The organism is Sinorhizobium garamanticum, from assembly GCF_029892065.1.
Classification (GTDB): Bacteria; Pseudomonadota; Alphaproteobacteria; order Rhizobiales; family Rhizobiaceae; genus Sinorhizobium; species Sinorhizobium garamanticum.
In genome coordinates, this window is sequence record NZ_CP120373.1 from 857,620 (window position 1) to 876,065 (window position 18,446).

General features: G+C 61.5%; 18 protein-coding genes. 9 read left to right on the forward strand and 9 right to left on the reverse strand.

Going from position 1 to position 18,446, the window contains the following annotated elements:
* The first annotated feature begins 46 nt into the window (after positions 1-46).
* Positions 47-2,332 (forward strand): NADP-dependent malic enzyme, encoded by a 2,286-nt coding sequence (locus tag PZN02_RS04095; protein ID WP_280660344.1) that lies wholly within the window; start codon positions 47-49, stop codon positions 2,330-2,332.
* Positions 2,333-2,677: 345 nt separating this feature from the next.
* Here PZN02_RS04095 and olsB read toward each other — a convergent pair whose 3' ends face one another.
* The 5 genes from olsB to PZN02_RS04120 form a co-directional block, all read right to left on the reverse strand.
* Positions 2,678-3,568 carry a l-ornithine N(alpha)-acyltransferase gene (gene olsB, locus PZN02_RS04100; protein WP_280660345.1) on the reverse strand — a complete coding sequence of 297 codons (891 nt, stop codon included), beginning with the start codon at positions 3,566-3,568 and terminating at the stop codon, positions 2,678-2,680.
* 230 nt (positions 3,569-3,798) lie between these two features.
* Positions 3,799-6,036: a hybrid sensor histidine kinase/response regulator gene (locus tag PZN02_RS04105; protein WP_280660346.1), complete on the reverse strand. Its 2,238-nt coding sequence runs from the start codon at positions 6,034-6,036 to the stop codon at positions 3,799-3,801.
* Positions 6,037-6,091: 55 nt separating this feature from the next.
* On the reverse strand, positions 6,092-6,583 hold the full coding sequence (lspA, locus tag PZN02_RS04110; RefSeq protein WP_280660347.1) for a signal peptidase II: 492 nt from the start codon (positions 6,581-6,583) through the stop codon (positions 6,092-6,094).
* Positions 6,580-7,440, reverse strand: coding sequence for a TrmH family RNA methyltransferase (locus PZN02_RS04115; protein ID WP_280660348.1), 861 nt, complete (start codon positions 7,438-7,440; stop codon positions 6,580-6,582). Before PZN02_RS04115 ends, lspA begins: the two co-directional genes overlap by 4 nt.
* Complete coding sequence (locus PZN02_RS04120; RefSeq protein ID WP_280660349.1) at positions 7,437-8,579, reverse strand: class I SAM-dependent methyltransferase; 1,143 nt, start codon at positions 8,577-8,579, stop codon at positions 7,437-7,439. The genes PZN02_RS04115 and PZN02_RS04120 overlap by 4 nt, the downstream gene beginning before the upstream one ends.
* 195 nt (positions 8,580-8,774) lie before the next feature.
* Here PZN02_RS04120 and PZN02_RS04125 point away from each other — a divergent pair, with 195 nt between their 5' ends.
* Positions 8,775-9,233 carry an SRPBCC family protein gene (locus tag PZN02_RS04125; protein ID WP_280660350.1) on the forward strand — a complete coding sequence of 153 codons (459 nt, stop codon included), beginning with the start codon at positions 8,775-8,777 and terminating at the stop codon, positions 9,231-9,233.
* A gap of 37 nt (positions 9,234-9,270) precedes the next feature.
* Here PZN02_RS04125 and PZN02_RS04130 read toward each other — a convergent pair whose 3' ends face one another.
* The 3 genes from PZN02_RS04130 to sppA form a co-directional block, all read right to left on the reverse strand.
* On the reverse strand, positions 9,271-9,615 hold the full coding sequence (locus tag PZN02_RS04130; RefSeq protein WP_280660351.1) for a DUF1049 domain-containing protein: 345 nt from the start codon (positions 9,613-9,615) through the stop codon (positions 9,271-9,273).
* A 242-nt stretch (positions 9,616-9,857) separates the two neighbouring features.
* Positions 9,858-10,160, reverse strand: coding sequence for an integration host factor subunit beta (locus PZN02_RS04135; RefSeq protein ID WP_136506735.1), 303 nt, complete (start codon positions 10,158-10,160; stop codon positions 9,858-9,860).
* Positions 10,161-10,277: 117 nt separating this feature from the next.
* Entirely contained in the window at positions 10,278-11,237 is a 960-nt protein-coding gene (gene sppA, locus PZN02_RS04140; protein ID WP_280660352.1) for a signal peptide peptidase SppA, read from the reverse strand.
* A gap of 259 nt (positions 11,238-11,496) precedes the next feature.
* Between sppA and lptC the strand changes: the two genes are divergently transcribed.
* The 6 genes from lptC to ptsN all read left to right on the forward strand — a co-directional run bounded on the left by lptC (position 11,497) and on the right by ptsN (position 16,713).
* A complete protein-coding gene (lptC, locus tag PZN02_RS04145; protein WP_280660353.1) occupies positions 11,497-12,165 on the forward strand; it encodes an LPS export ABC transporter periplasmic protein LptC in 669 nt (222 codons plus the stop codon).
* A 14-nt stretch (positions 12,166-12,179) separates the two neighbouring features.
* On the forward strand, positions 12,180-12,743 hold the full coding sequence (locus tag PZN02_RS04150; RefSeq protein WP_280660354.1) for an LptA/OstA family protein: 564 nt from the start codon (positions 12,180-12,182) through the stop codon (positions 12,741-12,743).
* Positions 12,744-12,755: 12 nt separating this feature from the next.
* A complete protein-coding gene (gene lptB / locus PZN02_RS04155; protein WP_280660355.1) occupies positions 12,756-13,568 on the forward strand; it encodes an LPS export ABC transporter ATP-binding protein in 813 nt (270 codons plus the stop codon).
* Between the two features lie 152 nt (positions 13,569-13,720).
* Positions 13,721-15,277 carry an RNA polymerase factor sigma-54 gene (rpoN, locus tag PZN02_RS04160; protein WP_280660356.1) on the forward strand — a complete coding sequence of 519 codons (1,557 nt, stop codon included), beginning with the start codon at positions 13,721-13,723 and terminating at the stop codon, positions 15,275-15,277.
* Between the two features lie 223 nt (positions 15,278-15,500).
* Complete coding sequence (gene hpf / locus PZN02_RS04165) at positions 15,501-16,073, forward strand: ribosome hibernation-promoting factor, HPF/YfiA family (RefSeq protein WP_280661379.1); 573 nt, start codon at positions 15,501-15,503, stop codon at positions 16,071-16,073.
* A gap of 175 nt (positions 16,074-16,248) precedes the next feature.
* Positions 16,249-16,713, forward strand: coding sequence for a PTS IIA-like nitrogen regulatory protein PtsN (gene ptsN, locus PZN02_RS04170; RefSeq protein ID WP_136506730.1), 465 nt, complete (start codon positions 16,249-16,251; stop codon positions 16,711-16,713).
* Between the two features lie 10 nt (positions 16,714-16,723).
* Here ptsN and PZN02_RS04175 read toward each other — a convergent pair whose 3' ends face one another.
* Entirely contained in the window at positions 16,724-17,533 is an 810-nt protein-coding gene (locus PZN02_RS04175; protein WP_280660357.1) for a response regulator transcription factor, read from the reverse strand.
* Between the two features lie 144 nt (positions 17,534-17,677).
* On the opposite strand from PZN02_RS04175, the gene PZN02_RS04180 reads away from it, so the two are divergent.
* Entirely contained in the window at positions 17,678-18,445 is a 768-nt protein-coding gene (locus PZN02_RS04180) for an SDR family NAD(P)-dependent oxidoreductase (RefSeq protein WP_280660358.1), read from the forward strand.
* Position 18,446: the final 1 nt, after the last annotated feature.

Here is an 18,446-nt window from a genome sequence, read left to right on the forward strand (position 1 = left end):
ACAAAGAGGCTGACCTCGGCGGTCGCCCACAGGAGGTTGAGGAAACATGCCGGCTACCGACAAGACCGACCGCACGATGACAAGCGTCACCGCCCAGGAAGCGCTCGATTTCCACTCACAAGGTCGGCCCGGAAAACTGGAGATCTCCCCGACAAAGTCGATGGCGACCCAGCGCGACTTGTCGCTCGCCTACTCGCCCGGCGTCGCCGTGCCCGTGAAGGCGATCGCCGAAGACCCGGCAACCGCCTATGACTACACGACGCGCGGCAACATGGTCGCGGTGATTTCCAACGGCACGGCGATCCTCGGCCTCGGCAATCTCGGTGCGCTTGCCTCGAAGCCGGTCATGGAAGGCAAGTCGGTCCTGTTCAAGCGATTTGCGGACGTCGATTCGATCGACCTCGAAGTCGATACGGAGAATGTCGACGAATTCGTCAACTGCGTGCGCTTTCTCGGCCCGTCTTTCGGGGGCATCAACCTTGAGGACATCAGGGCGCCGGACTGTTTCATCATCGAGCAGCGGTTGCGCGAGGTCATGGACATTCCGGTGTTCCATGATGACCAGCATGGCACCGCGATCATCGCCGCCGCGGGCCTCATCAATGCGCTGGCGCTGACCGGGCGTGACTTCAAAACGACCAGGCTCGTCTGCAACGGCGCGGGCGCTGCGGCAATCGCCTGTGTCGAGCTCATCAAGGCGATGGGTTTCAACGGGGAAAACGTCATTCTCTGCGACACCAAGGGCGTGATCTACAAGGGCCGCACCGATGGCATGAACCAGTGGAAGTCCGCACACGCGGTCGATACCGACCGCCGGACCCTGACCGAGGCACTGGAGGGCGCTGACGTTTTCTTCGGCCTTTCTGCAAAGGGCGCGCTTTCGACGGAGATGGTGCTTTCCATGGCGCCGAAACCGATCATCTTCGCCATGGCCAATCCGGATCCCGAAATCACGCCGGAGGAAGTCGCCCACATCCGCGACGACGCCATCGTCGCGACCGGCCGCTCTGACTACCCGAACCAGGTCAACAACGTTCTCGGCTTCCCCTATATCTTCCGCGGCGCACTCGACGTGCGCGCCTCGACGATCAACGACGCCATGAAGATCGCCGCGGCAGAGGCCCTTGCGAGCCTTGCAAAGGAAGACGTGCCGGACGACGTTGCCGCCGCCTACCAGGGCAACCGGCCGCGCTTCGGGCCACAATACATCATTCCCGTTCCCTTCGATCCGCGCCTCATCTCGGCGATCCCGATTGCCGTCGCGAAAGCGGCCATGGAAACAGGCGTCGCGCGCAAGCCGATAACCGATCTTTCCGACTATGCGCAGCAGCTTTCGGCGCGGCGCGACCCGATCGCCTCGACACTGCAGCGCATCTACGAGCGTGTCCGCCGCCAGCCGAAGCGCATCGTCTTTGCCGAAGGCGAGGAAGTGCAGATGATGCGCTCCGCGATCGCCTATGCCAACCAGGCACTCGGTACGGCAATCCTGCTTGGGCGCGAGGAGCAGATGCGCGAAACCGCCGAGCGGGAAGGCATCGACCTCAACCGCGCCGGCATCCAAATCGTCAACGCACGCCTCTCCAAGCGCGTCGGCGCCTATACCGATTTCCTCTACGCCCGGCTGCAGCGCAAGGGTTACCTTTTCCGCGACGTGCAGCGGCTGATCAACAACGACCGCAACCACTTCGCCGCCTGCATGGTGGCTCTCGGCGACGCCGACGGCATGGTGACAGGCCTGACGCGCAATTATTCGACGGCGCTCGAAGACGTGCGCCGCTGCATCGACGCCAAGCCCGGCCACCGCGTCATCGGCGTATCGATCGCGCTCTGCCGTGGCCGCACGGTGCTCGTCGCCGATACCGCCGTGCACGACATGCCGACGGCCGAGGAATTGGCCGACATCGCCGAGGAGGCCGCCGGACTTGCCAAGCGCCTTGGCTACGTGCCGCGCGTCGCGATGCTCGCCTATTCGACCTTTGGCCACCCCTCGGGCGAACGCTCCGAGAGGGTGCGCGAGGCGGTGAAAATCCTCGACAAGCGCCGCGTCGATTTCGAATACGACGGCGAAATGGCGGCGGACGTGGCGCTTAATCAGCGCGTGATGGAGCAATATCCGTTCTGCCGACTTTCCGGCACCGCAAACGTGCTGGTCATGCCGGCGTTCCACTCCGCCTCGATCTCGACCAAGATGCTCCAGGAACTCGGCGGTTCGACCGTCATCGGCCCGCTGCTCGTCGGCCTCGACAAGTCGGTGCAAATCGCATCCATGTCGGCCAAGGATTCGGATATCGTCAACATGGCGGCAATCGCCGCCTACAACGCCGGGACCTGACGAACAAGAAGCGGTGTATCGTTTCGAGACAGGCGCTGCACCGGCAGCAAACATTGCTTGGCGGAACGTACAGCAACGGAACACATATTCTCAATAAAACAAGAGCCCACCTCTCAGGAAAAGGAAGTGGGCTCAATACATTATGGCAGATCCATCGCATAGGTCATAAAAATGAGAGGAAATTGATTGCAATATACGCGCCCCCAGACGCATTGCGAATCTTTCCCTTTATTTTTTACATTCCTTCGTCATGAAATCCAGATCAACCATGGAAATACACTTCGTCCTTTCACCAAGGAAAGTCAAACACATCCTTAACAACTGGTTAATACTGAAGTCCGCCGCTCAGGATACGGTCGAAGCAAATCGCCCGGCGTCCGCGCCGTAGTAGTTGAGGTAGCGGCCGGAAATATTGCTGATCGGCAGCACGATCAGCACATCGGTCGTGCGGAAGGCGTGATCGACCACAGCGCCTTCGCCGACCATCGCACCGAGCCGCATGTAGCCTTTGATCAGCGGCGGAAGAGCAGAAAGCGCCTTCTTGGGATTGATCGCTTCCGAGGGCATCAGGTCCATGGTCCGATGAAGCTCCGGGCGGGCGGAAACCGCCCACTCCCCCTGAGCGAGAACATTGTGGTGCAGGAAGGAGAGCGCCAATGCATGCTCTTCAGGAACGACGCCCGGGAACGAGCCGCATCCGAACATGGCGTCGACGCCATGCTTCAGCGCGTAGGCCCAATTGCCCTGCCAGAGCAGTTCGACGGTGCGCTTCGTCCGATATTCCGGCAGCACGCAGGACCGGCCGAGTTCCATGAAGCGCTTGCCCGCATGGCGCTGAAGCAATTCGCCGATCGCAAACTCGGAAGCCGAGTAGAAGCCGCCGGCCCGCTCCGCATCCTCCTGCCGCAACAGCCGGTATGTGCCGACGATCTGGTCTTCCGTGTCGCCTTCGATCGATGTGTCGAGGACGAGCAGATGGTCGCAGATCGAATCCCAGCTGTCGACGTCGCGCTTGCGCCGCTCGGCATCGGGCCCTGCCTGCGCCTTCATCTCCTCGACGAAGACCTTGTAGCGTACCGCCTGTGCAGCATCGACCTCGGCAGCGGAGCGCGCAAGCCGCGTCTCGAGAGTGCCGATCCGCCCGAGAACCTCGGTTGCCGGGGTCGCAATCGTCTTGCGGATGCAAGGCTGTGAAGTGTCAACCACGTTCGCCGAATCCAGAAGTTCGATCGTCATCCCGTGTTATCCCGAATCGCTTGTGCCTGCCGGGCTTAAACCACGTTTCTGCAACAAGATAGTGACACGAAGGCGGCTTGCAAGCCCGGCACAACGGGGTTGGCCCGCGCGCCGGCCCCTGCAGCGGAGCACGACTTAATCAGACGCGCAGACGACGCTGTAGCGCTTTGAAGTGCTGCATGTTTTTGTCCTTAGATCGGCAACGATTTAAGGAAACAAGCAGCAGCTCTTCAGGCTTCGAGAAGGCGTGCAATTTCTGCCGTGAGGCGCCCTGGTTCCGTCGGCTTCGGCAATACCGAGTCCGCTCCGGCTGCGATCAGGAGTTCGTGCAGGTCTCCACGTGTATCGGACGTCAACACTATAACGGGCAAGCGGCGGCGGTACCCGGCCGTTTCCTGCTCGCGCAGGCGCCTCAGCATCGTCAGGCCATCGCCGCGCGGCATGTTAAGGTCGGTAAGGATCAGGCGCGGCGTCTGATGTGCAGCTTCGCCGGACCCGTGCAACGCGCGAGCCAGGCTCGCGAAATCTTCAACGTGGCGAACCAGGTAGCCTGCGCGCCGAAGTATCGTCCGCAGGATGAGCGCATTGACCGGATCGTCCTCGGCAAGGAGAATATCGTGATCGCCCTGTTCGCCTGCCTCGCCCGGCGGCAATGCCTCCCGCAGCATCGGCCGGTTGTCGTTGATCGCATCCCGCTTCTCGATGCCCTTCAGCCGTCCGAGTAGAACCTCCACCAGCGACTTTTCGCGCAAGGGGCGGATAAGCCATGCCTCATAGCCATCGATCTGGTTCACCGGATGAGCGGTGCGCTCCTCCGGGTTGATAAGGTAGGTCCGGCGCAGCTTGAGGCTGGCGAGTTCCGGTTGCAGTGCAAGGAGACGGCGGAACTCATCCGAATGGCGATGGTCAACGATGATGTCAGTCAGCGGCAGGCCGCTTGACAAAACGGCGGCGGCGATGGCTTCGGCGGCGGCAAGTGTCGGCGCGCGATGACACACGCCGCCAAGGGTCGTAATCGTCGCGGCGAGCGCGTTCAGGACGGGGCCATCAGGAGCCAGCGCCAGCACGTGGGCGCCAGATAGCACGCCATCTCGTGCAGCGGCCGATGGACCACCCCCGATCAACGGAAACCGGACTTCGAACCGGCTTCCCCGGCCGGAGGCGCTGGAAGCGGTCAGGCTGCCGCCGAAGGCCTCCATGATCCTGCGTGAAATCGCGAGACCCAGGCCGGTTCCCTTGGCGCGCTGACTATCGTCCCCGGCCTGCTCGAATTCCTCGAATACGCGCCCGAGCTCATCGGCCGACATGCCAGGGCCAGTGTCGTCGATCCGGATTCTGACACCACCATCGGCAATGTCGGCTGCAACAAGGACGCCACCGGCCTCAGTGAATTTCACGGCATTGCCGATCACGTTGAAGAGCACCTGCCTGAGGCGTGCGGCATCGAACATCATCCCCGGCGGCACGTCGGCTGCAACGGTGGCGGCGATCTCGATGCCTTTCTCGTGGGCGCGGTGAGCGAGCATCTCCACCACGCTCTCGATGACGAGGCGCAGGTCCTGCTGCGAGGGGCGCAACTGAAACCGCCCGGCCGAAAGCGAGGAAAAGTCGATCAGGTCTTCGACCAGTTGAACCAGTGCATGACCGGATTGCTGCATACCGGCGAGGTAGTTTTTCTGCTCCGCCGACAGCGGGGTCTGGCCGAGCAGGTGGCTCATACCCAGAATACCGGAAAGTGGCGTGCGGACCTCGTGGCTGACAGTGGCAAGAAGGCGCGACTTCGCACGGCTTGCCTCCTCGGCGCGGCGGCGGGCTTCTTCCCGTTCGCGCGCGGCTCGCGCCTCCTCGGTCACGTCGCGGGCGATGCTGTGACGCATCAGCCTGCCGGTTGCCGGCTCACGGGTGATCACGTCATGCCAGTCGTAAAGACGGATTCCCCTCGGCGTTGAGATACGCGCAAGATAATGGTTTGGCTCAGGCTTCGGCTCGAAGCTTAAGCCCATCGCAGCGCAGGTCAGTCCGCGCACGTCGGCGCGGGCGCAGACCTCGTGAAAAACGGTGTTCGCATAGACGATCTGGCCGTCCATGGTGCGCACGATGGCAAGATCGCCAAGTCCGTCATGAATTGTTGAAAGCAGCGCCGAGGTTTCAGACCGCTGCCAGTCTTCGTCACAGGCGACCTCACGCAACGCTCCCCCTCGCCCGTCACGCGTCTCGACGCCCTCGGCGAGAAGCAGGAAGGCCCCGGCAAGGCCGCCGGCAGCGACGATTGCCGAAAACAGGGGAAGGCCGTTCGCCGAGCCCGCCGCAAAAAGGATCGCCGCAGCGGCGATGCCGGCGACGGCGCAGGCGACGCGCGCCGGCCAATATCCTTTGGCATCGGCCGCCAACGGTGCGGCTCGGCCGGCGCGGGCTCCCGTGCCGAAACCGGAATCGATCCGCCGCTTAAGTCGTGACGCTTCGCTCATGCCATCGAAATAGCATGGCAAGCCTTCCGAATGCCTTCAGCCCGTTTCTAAAGTTTTAGCGATCGTGCCTTTTCGCCAGCATGAGCTCGTCGAGGATGATCGCGCCCGCACCGACCGTGATGAAGCTGTCCGCGAGGTTGAAAACCGCAAAGGACCAATTGGCGGTATGGAAGAGGATATAGTCGATGACGTAACCGAAGAGCAGCCGGTCGACGAGGTTGCCCAAGGCGCCGGCGATGATCATCGCATAGCCGAGGTGAGCGAAGAACCGATCCTTCGGCGTACGGCGCCAAAGCCAGAGCACGAGGGCGACGACGGCCAGACGCATGCCGACGATGAACCAGTCTTCCATCCCGGAAAGCATGGAGAAGGCCACGCCGTAGTTGTAGGTCCGGTAGAGGGCAAGCATGGGAATGACCGCGACCGCCTGCTGAAAGGGCAGGAATGTCTCGACCAGATATTTGATGATCTGGTCGGCAACCAGCGCCAGCAGAATGAAGACCGCAATCGGCAGCGGCCTCGAAAACAGGACCTGCCGCTCACTCATGCGCCGGCATCCAACGACAACAGGTGGCGACGCGCTTCGAACAGCATGATCCCGGTGGCGATCGCGAGATTGAGCGAGTCCGCCCGGCCCGCCTGCGGGATGCGGGCGAGCGCGCCGGCTTCGCGGGCAAGCTCTTCGGGAAGGCCCGCCTGTTCGTTGCCCATCAGGAGCACGACAGGCTTCGACTTGTAATCGATGGTCCGATAGTCGACCGAGCCTGCCAGATGCGTTGCCACGACCCTGACACCGGCCGCCTTTTGCCACTTGACGAACTCTTCGGCGCTCGCGCGCGCGACGGGCATGGCGAAGACAGAGCCCATCGTCGCCCGCACAGTCTCGAGCGAGAAGGGATCGGTGGTCTCGCCGACGAGGATGATGCCCGAGGCGCCGGCCGCGTCCGCCGTCCGGATGATCGTGCCGAGATTGCCGGGATCGCGAACGCGGTCGAGCGCCACATAGGTCTCGCCTCCCTCGGGTCGAAGGTCCTTCAGCGCGCGATAACGCTGTTCGAAGATACCAACTACCATCTGCGGATTGTCGCGCCGGGTGATCGTCGAAAGCACTTTCTCGCTGACCTCGAGCACCAGGCCGCCCTTGGCAACGGTCTTGGCCGCCACCTGCTCGACCTGCGGCTTGCCCTTTGCCGCCTTGGCGTAGACGAGGATCTTGATCTTCCAGCCGAGATCGAGCGCATCGATCACCAGCTTCAGGCCCTCCGCCATGAAGGAACGCGTCTCGTCGCGATGCTTCTTCTGCGCAAGCGAGCGGATGTCCTTGATGATCGGATTGGTGAGGCTGGTCACCTCCTTCACGTGACCGACACGCGGTGTGCCGTGATCGCTTCTGTCAGTGTTCATTTGGGTACCCAGCGGCTGAAGAGGGAAGTGGAAAGCGCCCGCCCCGGCTCCTTGCCGTCGAGACCGCCCTCGCGGATGATGAGCTCTCCCGACTCGACCCGGCCGCCGCGCCCGCGCATCGTTTCGCGCATGAGCTCGTGAATCGAATAGAAGCTCGCGCGGATGGAATAGGCCGTAAGGACAAGCCCGCGCGCGTCAGCCGACAGGATCTCACGGCAGATGTCGAGCATTGCTGCCAGATGGTCGAAGAGCTGCCAAACCTCGCCGTTCGGGCCACGGCCGAACTTGGGCGGGTCGGTCAGGATGATGTCATAACGGCTGCCGCGCCGTTCTTCGCGCTGAATGAACTTCATCGCATCGTCGCAGATCCAACGGATCGGCAGCTTTTCGGCGCGCGTCAGCGTCTGGTTTTCGCGCGCCCAGCCGATCGCCTTTTTGGACGCGTCGACATGCGTCACCTCGGCGCCCGCCTTGGCGGCAATCAGCGAGGCGACGCCAGTGTACCCGAAGAGATTGAGAACCTTAAGCGGCCGCCCGGCCGTCGCCACCTGATCCTTCACCCAGGACCAATGGGCAAGCTGCTCGGGGAAAACGCCGACGTGGCGAAACGAGGTGAAGCGGCCGAGAAAATCGGTATCGAGAAGCTGCATCGGCCAGGTTTCGCCAAGCACCTCCCGCGGGAAGCGCCAGCGCCCCATCCCGTCTTCGTCGGTATCACCTGTGAAGACCGCATCGGCATTCTCCCAAACCGAGGGCGGCAGCGCCTTCGGCCAAAGCGCCTGCGCTTCGGGGCGGACGATGCGATAGGGTCCGTATTGTTCGAGCTTCTCGCCGTTGCCGCTGTCGATCAGATGATAGCCTGCCGTCGCCGCCGTCTCGAGGATGAGCGGCACGGTCTCGGCCGGCTTGTCGCCAGTTCGTTGCCGCACGGGACGCGTTGGGAGCGCCTCTTGGGCGGATCGCTGCCGCTCGCCCTTCTCCGGCGCGACTTTTGCGGGCGGTCCACCGCTCCTGGCCTTGACCCCAGGCCCCTTCACGGGCGGGTGCCGTTGCTCGTGGCGACCGCCACGGGCCTCAGCGCCCCGGCCTTTCGCCGCCGTGACCGAGGCGTTCTTCGACCGCCGATCTTTTTCTTTCACGCGCTGATCCTTGGACTCAAATCAAACCACTCGGCGTATCCGCTCGTGAGCCGAAGCCGCATCCAGTCGGCCCTTCACACCCTCCGTCGGGCGGGCGATACGCTTAAACCGTGCAAATAGCACTGCCGATGCTCTTGGCAAAGCCGTTTCCGATTTGCCAAGATCGAAGCCGGGAGCAGAACGGGAGGAACAGGCATGGAGATGACCGGCGAAGAACGCATCGCGGCGCGACGCGACGCAGTTTGGCAATACTTGAACGATCCGGAGACCCTGAGGCGATGCATTCCGGGTTGCCAGTCGCTCGAGATGAAATCGCCGACGGAGCTGACGGCCGTGGTCAAGGTGAAGATCGGACCAGTTTCGGCGACCTTCAACGGCAGTGTCGTCCTTTCCAACCTCAATCCGCCTCAGAGCTATACGATATCGGGCGAAGGCAAGGGCGGCATTGCCGGTTTTGCCAAGGGCGGGGCAGACGTCACGATTGTGGAGGAGGGCGATGAAACGGTGCTGCGCTATGACGTCAAGGCGGAGGTCGGCGGCAAAATCGCCCAGCTCGGCTCGCGCCTGATCGATTCGACAGCGAAAAAGCTCGCCCAGCAGTTCTTCGCGGACTTCAACCTGGCGGTCAGCGGAGAGGCTGAAGCGGCGAGCTGAGCAGCCCGCCGAGCACACGGTACCAAGACGCGATGGGTTAGTTCTGCGGCGCAGGCAGCGTTGTTTGCGATGCCAGTTTCTCCGCCTGGCTGCGTTGCTTTTCCGCCTCACGATGCCATTTCAATGCCTCGTTGGCTTCGTTGCGGGCGCGGCGACGATATTTTCCCTGTCTGAGCCAGGTCGCCCCGGCCCCGAGGATCAGCCCTACGATGACGGCGAGAAACAGGAACACGAAAAAGGGGGCCGAGACGGAAAGTACGCTGTCGGCCGGGTTGAACGGATTGAAGGCGAAGGTTACCGCCTGACGATTGGCAACGCTTAGTACGATCAGGATGATCCCCAAGGGCACCAGTACAACGATATTGATCAGTCTCTTGAGCATGCATCCGCTCCGGCTGTCGCGTCGGTCCGAAAAAATCGGGACGATTTTCGCAAGGCCCGACGCCCAGGTTCAAGGGTATGGAGCCTTTCTCGTGCGCCGGAAAGACCGCACCCGCTCCATCGATCCGATTTATCGTGATCTAGAGCGCCGTACGTTCATTTGAACGCACAAAGGACGCTCTAGCACTTTGATTCTAAAGCATCTTATCCGCTTTCAGTGTTTCCACTTGAAAGCGGGATGCTCTAGTCGTCGTCGTTGCCGTTCATACCGGGATTGAGGCGCTCGCGCAGTTCCTTGCCGGTTTTGAAGAAGGGCACCCATTTCTCCTCGACGAAGACGGAGTCGCCCGTGCGCGGATTGCGACCCGAGCGCGACGGCCTGTTCTTGACCGAGAAGGCACCGAAGCCGCGCAACTCGACACGGTTTCCCGCCGCCAGTGCATCCGTGATCTCATCAAGAACCGCATTGACGATATTTTCGACGTCGCGGTGATAGAGATGCGGATTGCGTGCGGCCACAATCTGCACCAGTTCTGACTTGATCACTGTCGCCCCCTTGGTTTTTTGCTTTTTCTGTCTGTTTCGTGGCTTCGACAGGCGTCACAACGCTCTCACTCCGAGCCAAACGAGCCTCTGGCTCAGGACAACATATGACGCCGTCTGCTATTGCGCATCAACCTGCCAAACCGAAACAAGACCGTCAAGAAACAACTTCTCGCCACCGATTTTTTCAAGTCCCTTCATTGCCGGAAAAGCGTCATATCCCAAAGCCTTGATCCACTCGGAGACGACCCCGCCAAGGCCGAAAGGCAATGTTCCGCTCGGCCCGTCCCAATCCACCACCGGAAGGCCCTTCGGGACGTTGCGGCTGGCGAGGAATGCCCTGATCTCCTCGTCGCCGCCCAGCGTATCGACGAGCCTGTCCTTCAGCGCCTGCCGCCCGGTGAAGATGCGGCCATCGGCAAGGGCGAGGGCGTTCGGCCGCGGGATCTTGCGCCGTTCGGCCACAACATCGACGAACCAGCCGTAGCTGTCATCGATCATCGCCTGGATCATCGCCCTCGCCTCCGCGCTCGGTGGATGGAAAGGAGAGGGTTCGGCCTTGAGCGGTCGCGATTTTATCGACTCGAGCGATACGCCGAGTTTGTCCATCAGGTTCTTGACCTGCGGGTACTGGAAGATCACGCCGATCGAGCCGGTGATGGAGGTTTCTCCGGCGACGATGTGATCCCCGGCAAGCGCGATCATGTAACCGGCCGAGGCGGCTAGCGTGCGGACGTCCGAAACGACCGGCTTCTTCGCGGCGACCTTGCGGATCGCCTTGTAGATGACCTCACCGCCATAGGTGGTGCCGCCCGGCGACGATACCGTCACGATGAGCGCCCTGACTGAATCGTTGTCGGCGATCCGCTCCAGGCGCTCGACCAGCTCCCGGTCGTCCTGGATCAAGCCCGATACGGCCACGCGCGCAACGTGATGGCGCGCGCGCCCGGCCACCTCGGTCCAGCCCGAGAAGGCATAAAGCACGAGGCCCACGCCCACGAGGATGGCGGCAGCCGCCCAGCGCCAGAAGCTCAACTTGCGGCGCAGGCTGCGACGATCGGCTATGGCAAGTTCGTCCATGGGTCTCTCCGTTTTTCTTGCTCGAGGTTCTGTCAGTTTCCAACGGAACATGCTATCTGCGCGGGCCGCGGCAAATTAGATAGCGGCGGTTGACGGCCGTTAAAAGCCGCAACCGTTTTTTTCGCAGCCTTTCAAAGTTTTTGTCGTTCCATTGTCGGACGACAGGAAAATAACCATATTCGCCGTGACTTACGCCATTGTATGTAAATGCGGATCCTCCGGGGCCGCCGAAGACTCAAGGGAACCGACAGGCCTCTCCATGCTGAACGAAGCACGATTCCCCGGAATCTTTGCAGATGCGGGCGCGACTTCTTCCGATGCCTATGCTTCGGCGGCGCGGCATTCTGCGCGGGTGAGACGCCTCAAGGTCCTCTTGCCGCTCGTCGCCAGCATCATAGCCATGATCTTCGTGGCCGTCTCCTTCGTGCGCGCCTTCCTGCCGGAAGAGCTGCAACTCGAGACGGCGACGATCGAGAACGGCAAGATCGTCATGCAGAATCCTGCGATCTCCGGTCGCAACAAGCAGGACATCAGCTATTCCATGAAAGCGCAGCGTGCGCTTCAGGACATCGCCAACCCGGACCTCATCACGCTCGAAACCATTCACGCCGAAATGCCGGTGAACGACACGTTGATCGCCACGGTGGATGCGGCAAGCGGAATCTATGATCGCGGCGCCAACACGCTCGATATGAACGCGCCGTTCACGATTTCCATGAATAATGGCGTCAACGCCGATTTTCAGTCGGCCTATCTGGACATCAATGCCGGCGAGATGGAAACGAAGCGCCCGATCGCGATCAGCATGAACGGCGGATCGATCATTGCGCAGACGCTGCGAATGACAGATAAGGGACGTATTGTAACATTTGAAGGCATGGTCAAGGTCAATGTCGACCCGAGCACCATCCGCAAGAACGCAAAATAGGACCTGGTGCACCCATGTCGGTCAAACCTGCCGTGTTTTTTAGAATTTCAGCCAGTCTCGCTGTGGCCGGGCTCGGTGCGTTGATGATTGTCACCAGCGCTTCGGCACAGGCAACCTCCAGTCGGATGAGGGGCATTCAGCTTTCGAACGACAAGCCGATCCAGATCGAGAGCGACAAGCTCGAGATCAAGGATCCCGAGAGCAAGGCGATCTTCACCGGCAACGTGAAGGTCGTCCAGGGCACGACTACGCTGCAGGCGGGCAACATGACCGTCTTTTACAAGACGGAAGGCGGCGCCACGGTGACGAGCGGCAATGCCGATATCGACCGGATCGAAGTCAGTAACAAGGTGTTCCTCAGTTCTGGAGCGCAGCAGGCGACGGGCGACAGCGGCCTTGTCAACATGACCGAGCAGACGATCGTGCTCAAGGGCGAGAAGGTGGTCCTGTCGGAAGGCAAGAACGTCTTCGTCGGCTGCCAGTTGAACGTACAGATGGATACGGGCGAAGCACAACTCGAGGCCTGCGGCGGCCGCGTGCAGATTCAACTTGACCCGCAGTCCCGCAAGCAGAACTGATGTAGACAGCTCGTGCAGATTCCTTTTCTTCACAAACGCAAACGGGTCAAAAAGCCGTCGGCGAACCCCGGTACCGTTCATGCGGTCGACAAGGCGCGCTACGACGGCACCCTGATCGCACGCGGTTTGACGAAAACCTATCGTTCGCGCTGCGTCGTCAACGGGGTCTCGCTCGTCGTGCGCCGCGGCGAAGCTGTCGGCCTGCTCGGTCCGAACGGCGCCGGCAAGACGACCTGCTTCTACATGATTACCGGCCTTGTGCCGGTCGACGAGGGCTCGATCGAGATCAACGGCAACGACGTCACGACGATGCCGATGTACCGCCGGGCCCGCCTCGGCGTCGGCTATCTGCCGCAGGAAGCGTCGATCTTCCGCGGTCTGACGGTCGAGGAAAACATCCGCGCAGTGCTGGAGGTCCACGACGAGAACCTCGACCGGCGCGAAAGCAAGCTCGACGACCTGCTTGGCGAATTTTCGATCACGCACTTACGCAAATCGCCCGCCATCGCTCTTTCCGGCGGCGAGCGCCGGCGCCTGGAAATCGCGCGGGCGCTTGCCACCGATCCGACCTTCATGCTGCTCGACGAGCCTTTCGCAGGCGTCGACCCGATCTCGGTCGCCGACATCCAGGCGCTCGTGCGACACCTGACCTCGCGCGGCATTGGTGTCCTCATCACCGATCACAATGTCCGCGAGACCCTAGGTCTCATCGACCGGGCCTACATCATCCATGCCGGCGAAGTTCTGACGCACGGCCGCGCCAACGACATCGTTACCAACCCGGATGTCCGCCGGCTCTATCTCGGCGATAATTTCAGCCTGTAGGCGACATTGCGGGCGAATCCGCTGCTTCCGCCCGCAAGCGCGCTTGACCAAAACTCCTTAATAAGCAATTTTTGGGCCAACTAATAAAAAGGCCTGTCTGGACCACCTGGCGACACGGCCTTCGGAGATCGTGACGGGGGTTACGCGCCAGCATGGCTTTGTCCGCCAGCCTATATCTGCGCCAGTCTCAGTCGCTGGTGATGACGCCGCAACTGATGCAGTCGATCCAACTGCTTCAGATGACCCACCTTGAGCTCAATCAGTTCATCGCCCAGGAAGTCGAAAAAAACCCGCTGCTCGAATTTCAGGCGGGCGACGAGACGATCACGGACCACGATCGCTCCGCACACGAGGATCCCGCACTCGCATCCGGCGAGGCGGCGCCGGATGAGGTTGCCGGCCAGGGCGACCTTTACGATAGCGCGACGTCGAGCCCGGGCGAGAGGCTCAGCGAACAGCTCGACGCCGATTTCGCCAACGTCTTTCCGGACGACACGCCACCGCAACGCGCCGATGCGCCGGAACTGCTCGGTCAATGGAAGTCGATGCCCGGCGGCGAAGGTGACAGCAGCGAGGACTACGAACTCGACGATTTCGTCGCCGGCCGAAAAACCTTGAGGGACGTTCTCCTGGAACAGCTGCCCCTCGCGCTGACCGCCCCCGGCGACCGGCTTATCGCGCAGCACCTTATCGACCAGCTTGACGGGGCAGGTTACCTTCACGCAGACCTCGACGATACGGCGGCCAGGCTCGGCACGGCCAGCGAAGATGTGATGCGCGTGCTCCTCAGCCTACAGCAATTCGACCCCCCCGGTGTCTTCGCACGCACGCTCAGCGAATGCCTTGCCATCCAGTTGCGCGCACGCGATCGTTTCGATCCGGCGATGGAGGCGTTGATCGACAATCTCGAACTACTGGCACGCCGCGACTTTGCAAGCCTCAAAAAGATCTGCGGCGTCGACGAGGAAGATCTCGTCGATATGCTTGCCGAAATCCGCAAGCTCGATCCGAAGCCCGGCACCAGCTTCGATACGAGCGTCATCGAGGCGATCGTTCCGGACGTCGTCGTGCGTGCCGGGCCTGATGGAAGCTGGCTGGTCGAACTCAATCCCGACGCCCTGCCCCGGGTTCTCGTCAACCACGACTATTTTGCCGTGATCTCGCGCGGAACCCGGAAGAACAGCGCCGACCAGGCTTTTCTCAGTGATTGCCTGCAAAATGCCAACTGGCTGACGCGCAGTCTCGACCAAAGGGCCCGCACGATCATGAAGGTGGCGAGCGAGATCGTCCGCCAGCAGGACGCCTTTCTCGTCAACGGTGTCGATCATCTTCGCCCGCTCAATCTCAGGATGGTCGCCGACGCGATCAAGATGCATGAATCGACCGTCAGCCGCGTCACCTCGAACAAGTACATGCTGACGCCGCGTGGGCTTTTCGAATTGAAATACTTCTTCACCGTCTCGATCGGCTCGGCCGAGAACGGCGACGCCCATTCGGCGGAATCCGTTCGTCACCGCATCCGCACCATGATCCAGCAGGAGAGCGCACACGCGGTGCTTTCCGACGACGACATCGTCGATCTGCTCAAGCAGTCCGGCGTCGACATAGCCCGGCGCACTGTGGCCAAATATCGCGAGGCGATGAATATCCCCTCCTCGGTCCGGCGGCGCCGTGAAAAGCGAGCGCTTGCCAAGGCGGCCGGCTTTTAGAGCGCCTTTTGCCCGCGAATGCGGATTTTTTGCGACCCGCAATTGACTCCCTGCGAGACAAGCGATATGAGCGCGCCGCAATTGCCGAGGACCTACTCCACTTCGGCGGTTCCCGAGCGGCCGATCCGCGGTGCAGATGCGCCGCCCTTGCGTGAAAAGCTTGGATGACGAAGGCGCTTGGAATAGACTGGACGCGCAAATCACGAACGAGAGAGGAAACTCCATGAGTGTGCGTGTATCCGGCAAACATATGGAAATCGGCGATTCGTTCCGCGCCCGAATCGGGGAGCAGATCGACCAAGCGGTTACCAAATATTTCGATGGAGGATATTCAAGCCAGGTCACTGTGGAAAAGTCTGGATCGCGTTTCAGCGCCGACTGCAAACTTCATCTCGACACGGGCGTGGTATTGCAGGCGAATGGCCAGGCGAATGAGCCGCAGGCGGCCTTTGATGCGGCATCGGATCGGATCGAGAAGCGGCTCCGGCGCTACAAGCGTAAGCTCAAGGATCACCACAACGGCAACGGACAGAATGCCGCGGAAGTGGCCTACACGGTGATGGACTCGGTGCCTGACGTGGACGAAGAGGTCCCGGAGGACTATGCACCAACCATCGTTGCGGAAAGCACGAAACAGTTGAGGACGATGTCCGTCGCGACCGCCGTCATGGCACTCGACATGACGGACGAACCGGTGCTGATGTTCCGCAGCCCCGGCAAGGAAGACCTGAACATCGTCTATCGGCGTAACGATGGAAATATTGGCTGGATTGACGCCGCCAATATCAAGGCATGAGTGGGACAGGGGAATGTCGGGGAAGCCGGCATTCCCCCGCCGCTCAGATCCGCGGACAGCCGGAAAAGCCCGACTTTTCTGTGCATGGTAACCGCCAATATAAAGATGGTTAGAGCCATCAAGACACATTTGTGATGATGTTGTCAGGCTCTAACCGGCGAACGAGGACAAAAGAATGGCATTGGCAGGTTTGCTGCATCAAAATGCAATTATCCCGGCCATGAGGGCCAACTCGAAAAAACAACTCCTTCAGGAATTGGCGGCAAAAGCATCCAAACTTACCGGACTTCCGGAGCGTGACATCTTCGACGTCATTCTCCAGCGGGAACGGCTCGGTTCCACCGGCGTCGGCAACGGCATCGCCATTCCGCACGGAAAGCTCAACAACCTTCCCTCGATTGTCGGCATCTTCGCGCGACTCGACACGCCCGTCGACTTCGAGGCGCTGGACGACCAGCCGGTCGATCTCGTATTCCTGCTGCTGGCGCCCGAAGGTGCCGGTGCCGATCATCTGAAGGCGCTGTCACGCATTGCCCGCGTGCTTCGCGATCACGACATGGTCGCAAAGATCAGGGCGAGCGATTCCGCCAGCGCGATCTACACGCTGCTCAACGACGACACGACCTCGCACGCGGCGTGAACGGCCGCCGTCAATAAAGCTGACGGCGATTCAAATGATCGATGAAAATCCGGAACAATGCGCCTTGGCCGGAAATGCCGAGGCGACGATAAATGTTCTTGCGGTGGATCCGAACCGTGCCTTCGGCGATGTTCATCGTCCTTCCGATCGAAAGGTTGCTGTGGCCGCGCAGGATCAGCCGGACGATCTTGCGCTGTTGCCCGGTGAGTCGGTCGGCGCAAAGACTGTCGAAGGCCCCCTCCATGGCATCGGATCCGTTTCCTGTCGCGCTCGCGACCGCCATGCCCCTTTGACGCCAGTTCGACCGGATCGCCTCACGCACGATCGGTTCGTAGAGCCTCAGCCGCTCCAGTTCCTGATCACTGAACGGCGCACCATCGCGGCAGCGCATCAGTGAATAGGTCGCCTGCATCGCCTCCTCGAGCGGAACGACGAATCCCACTTCCTCGATCAGTGATCCGGACTCCATAGACACGCAGGGATGGACCTCGCTCGACGACGAAAAGTTCGACTGGAAGAATTGGTCGGGCGCGAGCTCTCGCATCCGCCACAGACCTGCCGGCTGGCCGTTGTTGCAGGCGACGTAGAACGGATCGAGCAGATAGGCGCCGCCAAGATAGGCCTTCAACGCTTGCGGCGAGACGCCATGCGTGTAGCCGTCGTGCAGCAGGATCGGGCGGGCATCGTAGGGAAAGGCGAAAACGACCGACAGGTCGAAGGGGGCAACCGCGCGCAGCATGGCGTCGAGTGCGGCGCCGAAATCGGGCGTGCCGATAAACCTGATCATCGTGGAAATGTCTGCCGATTCCCTTGCCAGCATTGCTTCAAGCGTTCCCCTTCGCCGTATCCCCCATGGGATATCGACAGCCCCTGCTTCGTCAACAATAATTCCCGGAACATGCGATAATGGCCTGCTGCATACAGTGGGCCTTTTGGCCTCAAACGGGCGAAAAGGGGAAGCGTGATGGCAGGCAGGCTTTCGGGCAAGATTGCGCTTATCAGCGGCGGCGCCGGCGGATGCGGGCTGGCGGCGTCACAACTCTTCGCCCGCGAGGGCGCCAAGGTCGGCATCGTCGACCTGCCGAAGAGCAAGGGCGAAGAGGTCGCGGCAGCCATCCGCGCCGAGGGCGGCGAAGCGGTCTTCGCCGCTGCCGATGTTTCGGTGTCGGCCGAGGTCACCGCCGCGGTCAATACCGTGGAGAGCGCCTTCGGCCCGATCACCGTGCTCTTCAACCACGCCGGTATCCTTGCGGTCGGGCCGTTCCTCGAAACACAAGAGGAGGAGTGGGATCGGCTGATGGCGGTGAACGTGAAGAGCATGTTCCTGATGACCAGGGCGGTTCTCCCCGGCATGCTCAAGGCGGGGGGCGGCAGCATCATCTGCACCTCGTCGATTTCCGCCGTCGCCGCGACTCCGATGGAGGTGCTGTATGACACCACCAAGGGCGCCTGCCACATGTTCGCCCGTGCGATCGCCGTCGAATTCCGCGACCGGGGCATCCGCTGCAACGCCGTCTGCCCCGGCTTCATCGCGACCGACCACGGCAAGCGCGAGATCGCCGGCCTGAGCAAATACGGCGTTGACGTGTCCGACGCGGCGATCGCCGCCCAGCAGGGGCGAATGTGCGACCCGATGGAGGTCGCCAACGCTGCCCTGTTCCTCGCAAGCGACGAGGCGAGCTTCGTCAACGGTACGCATCTGTTCGTCGACAATTGCTTCACGGCAGTCTGAA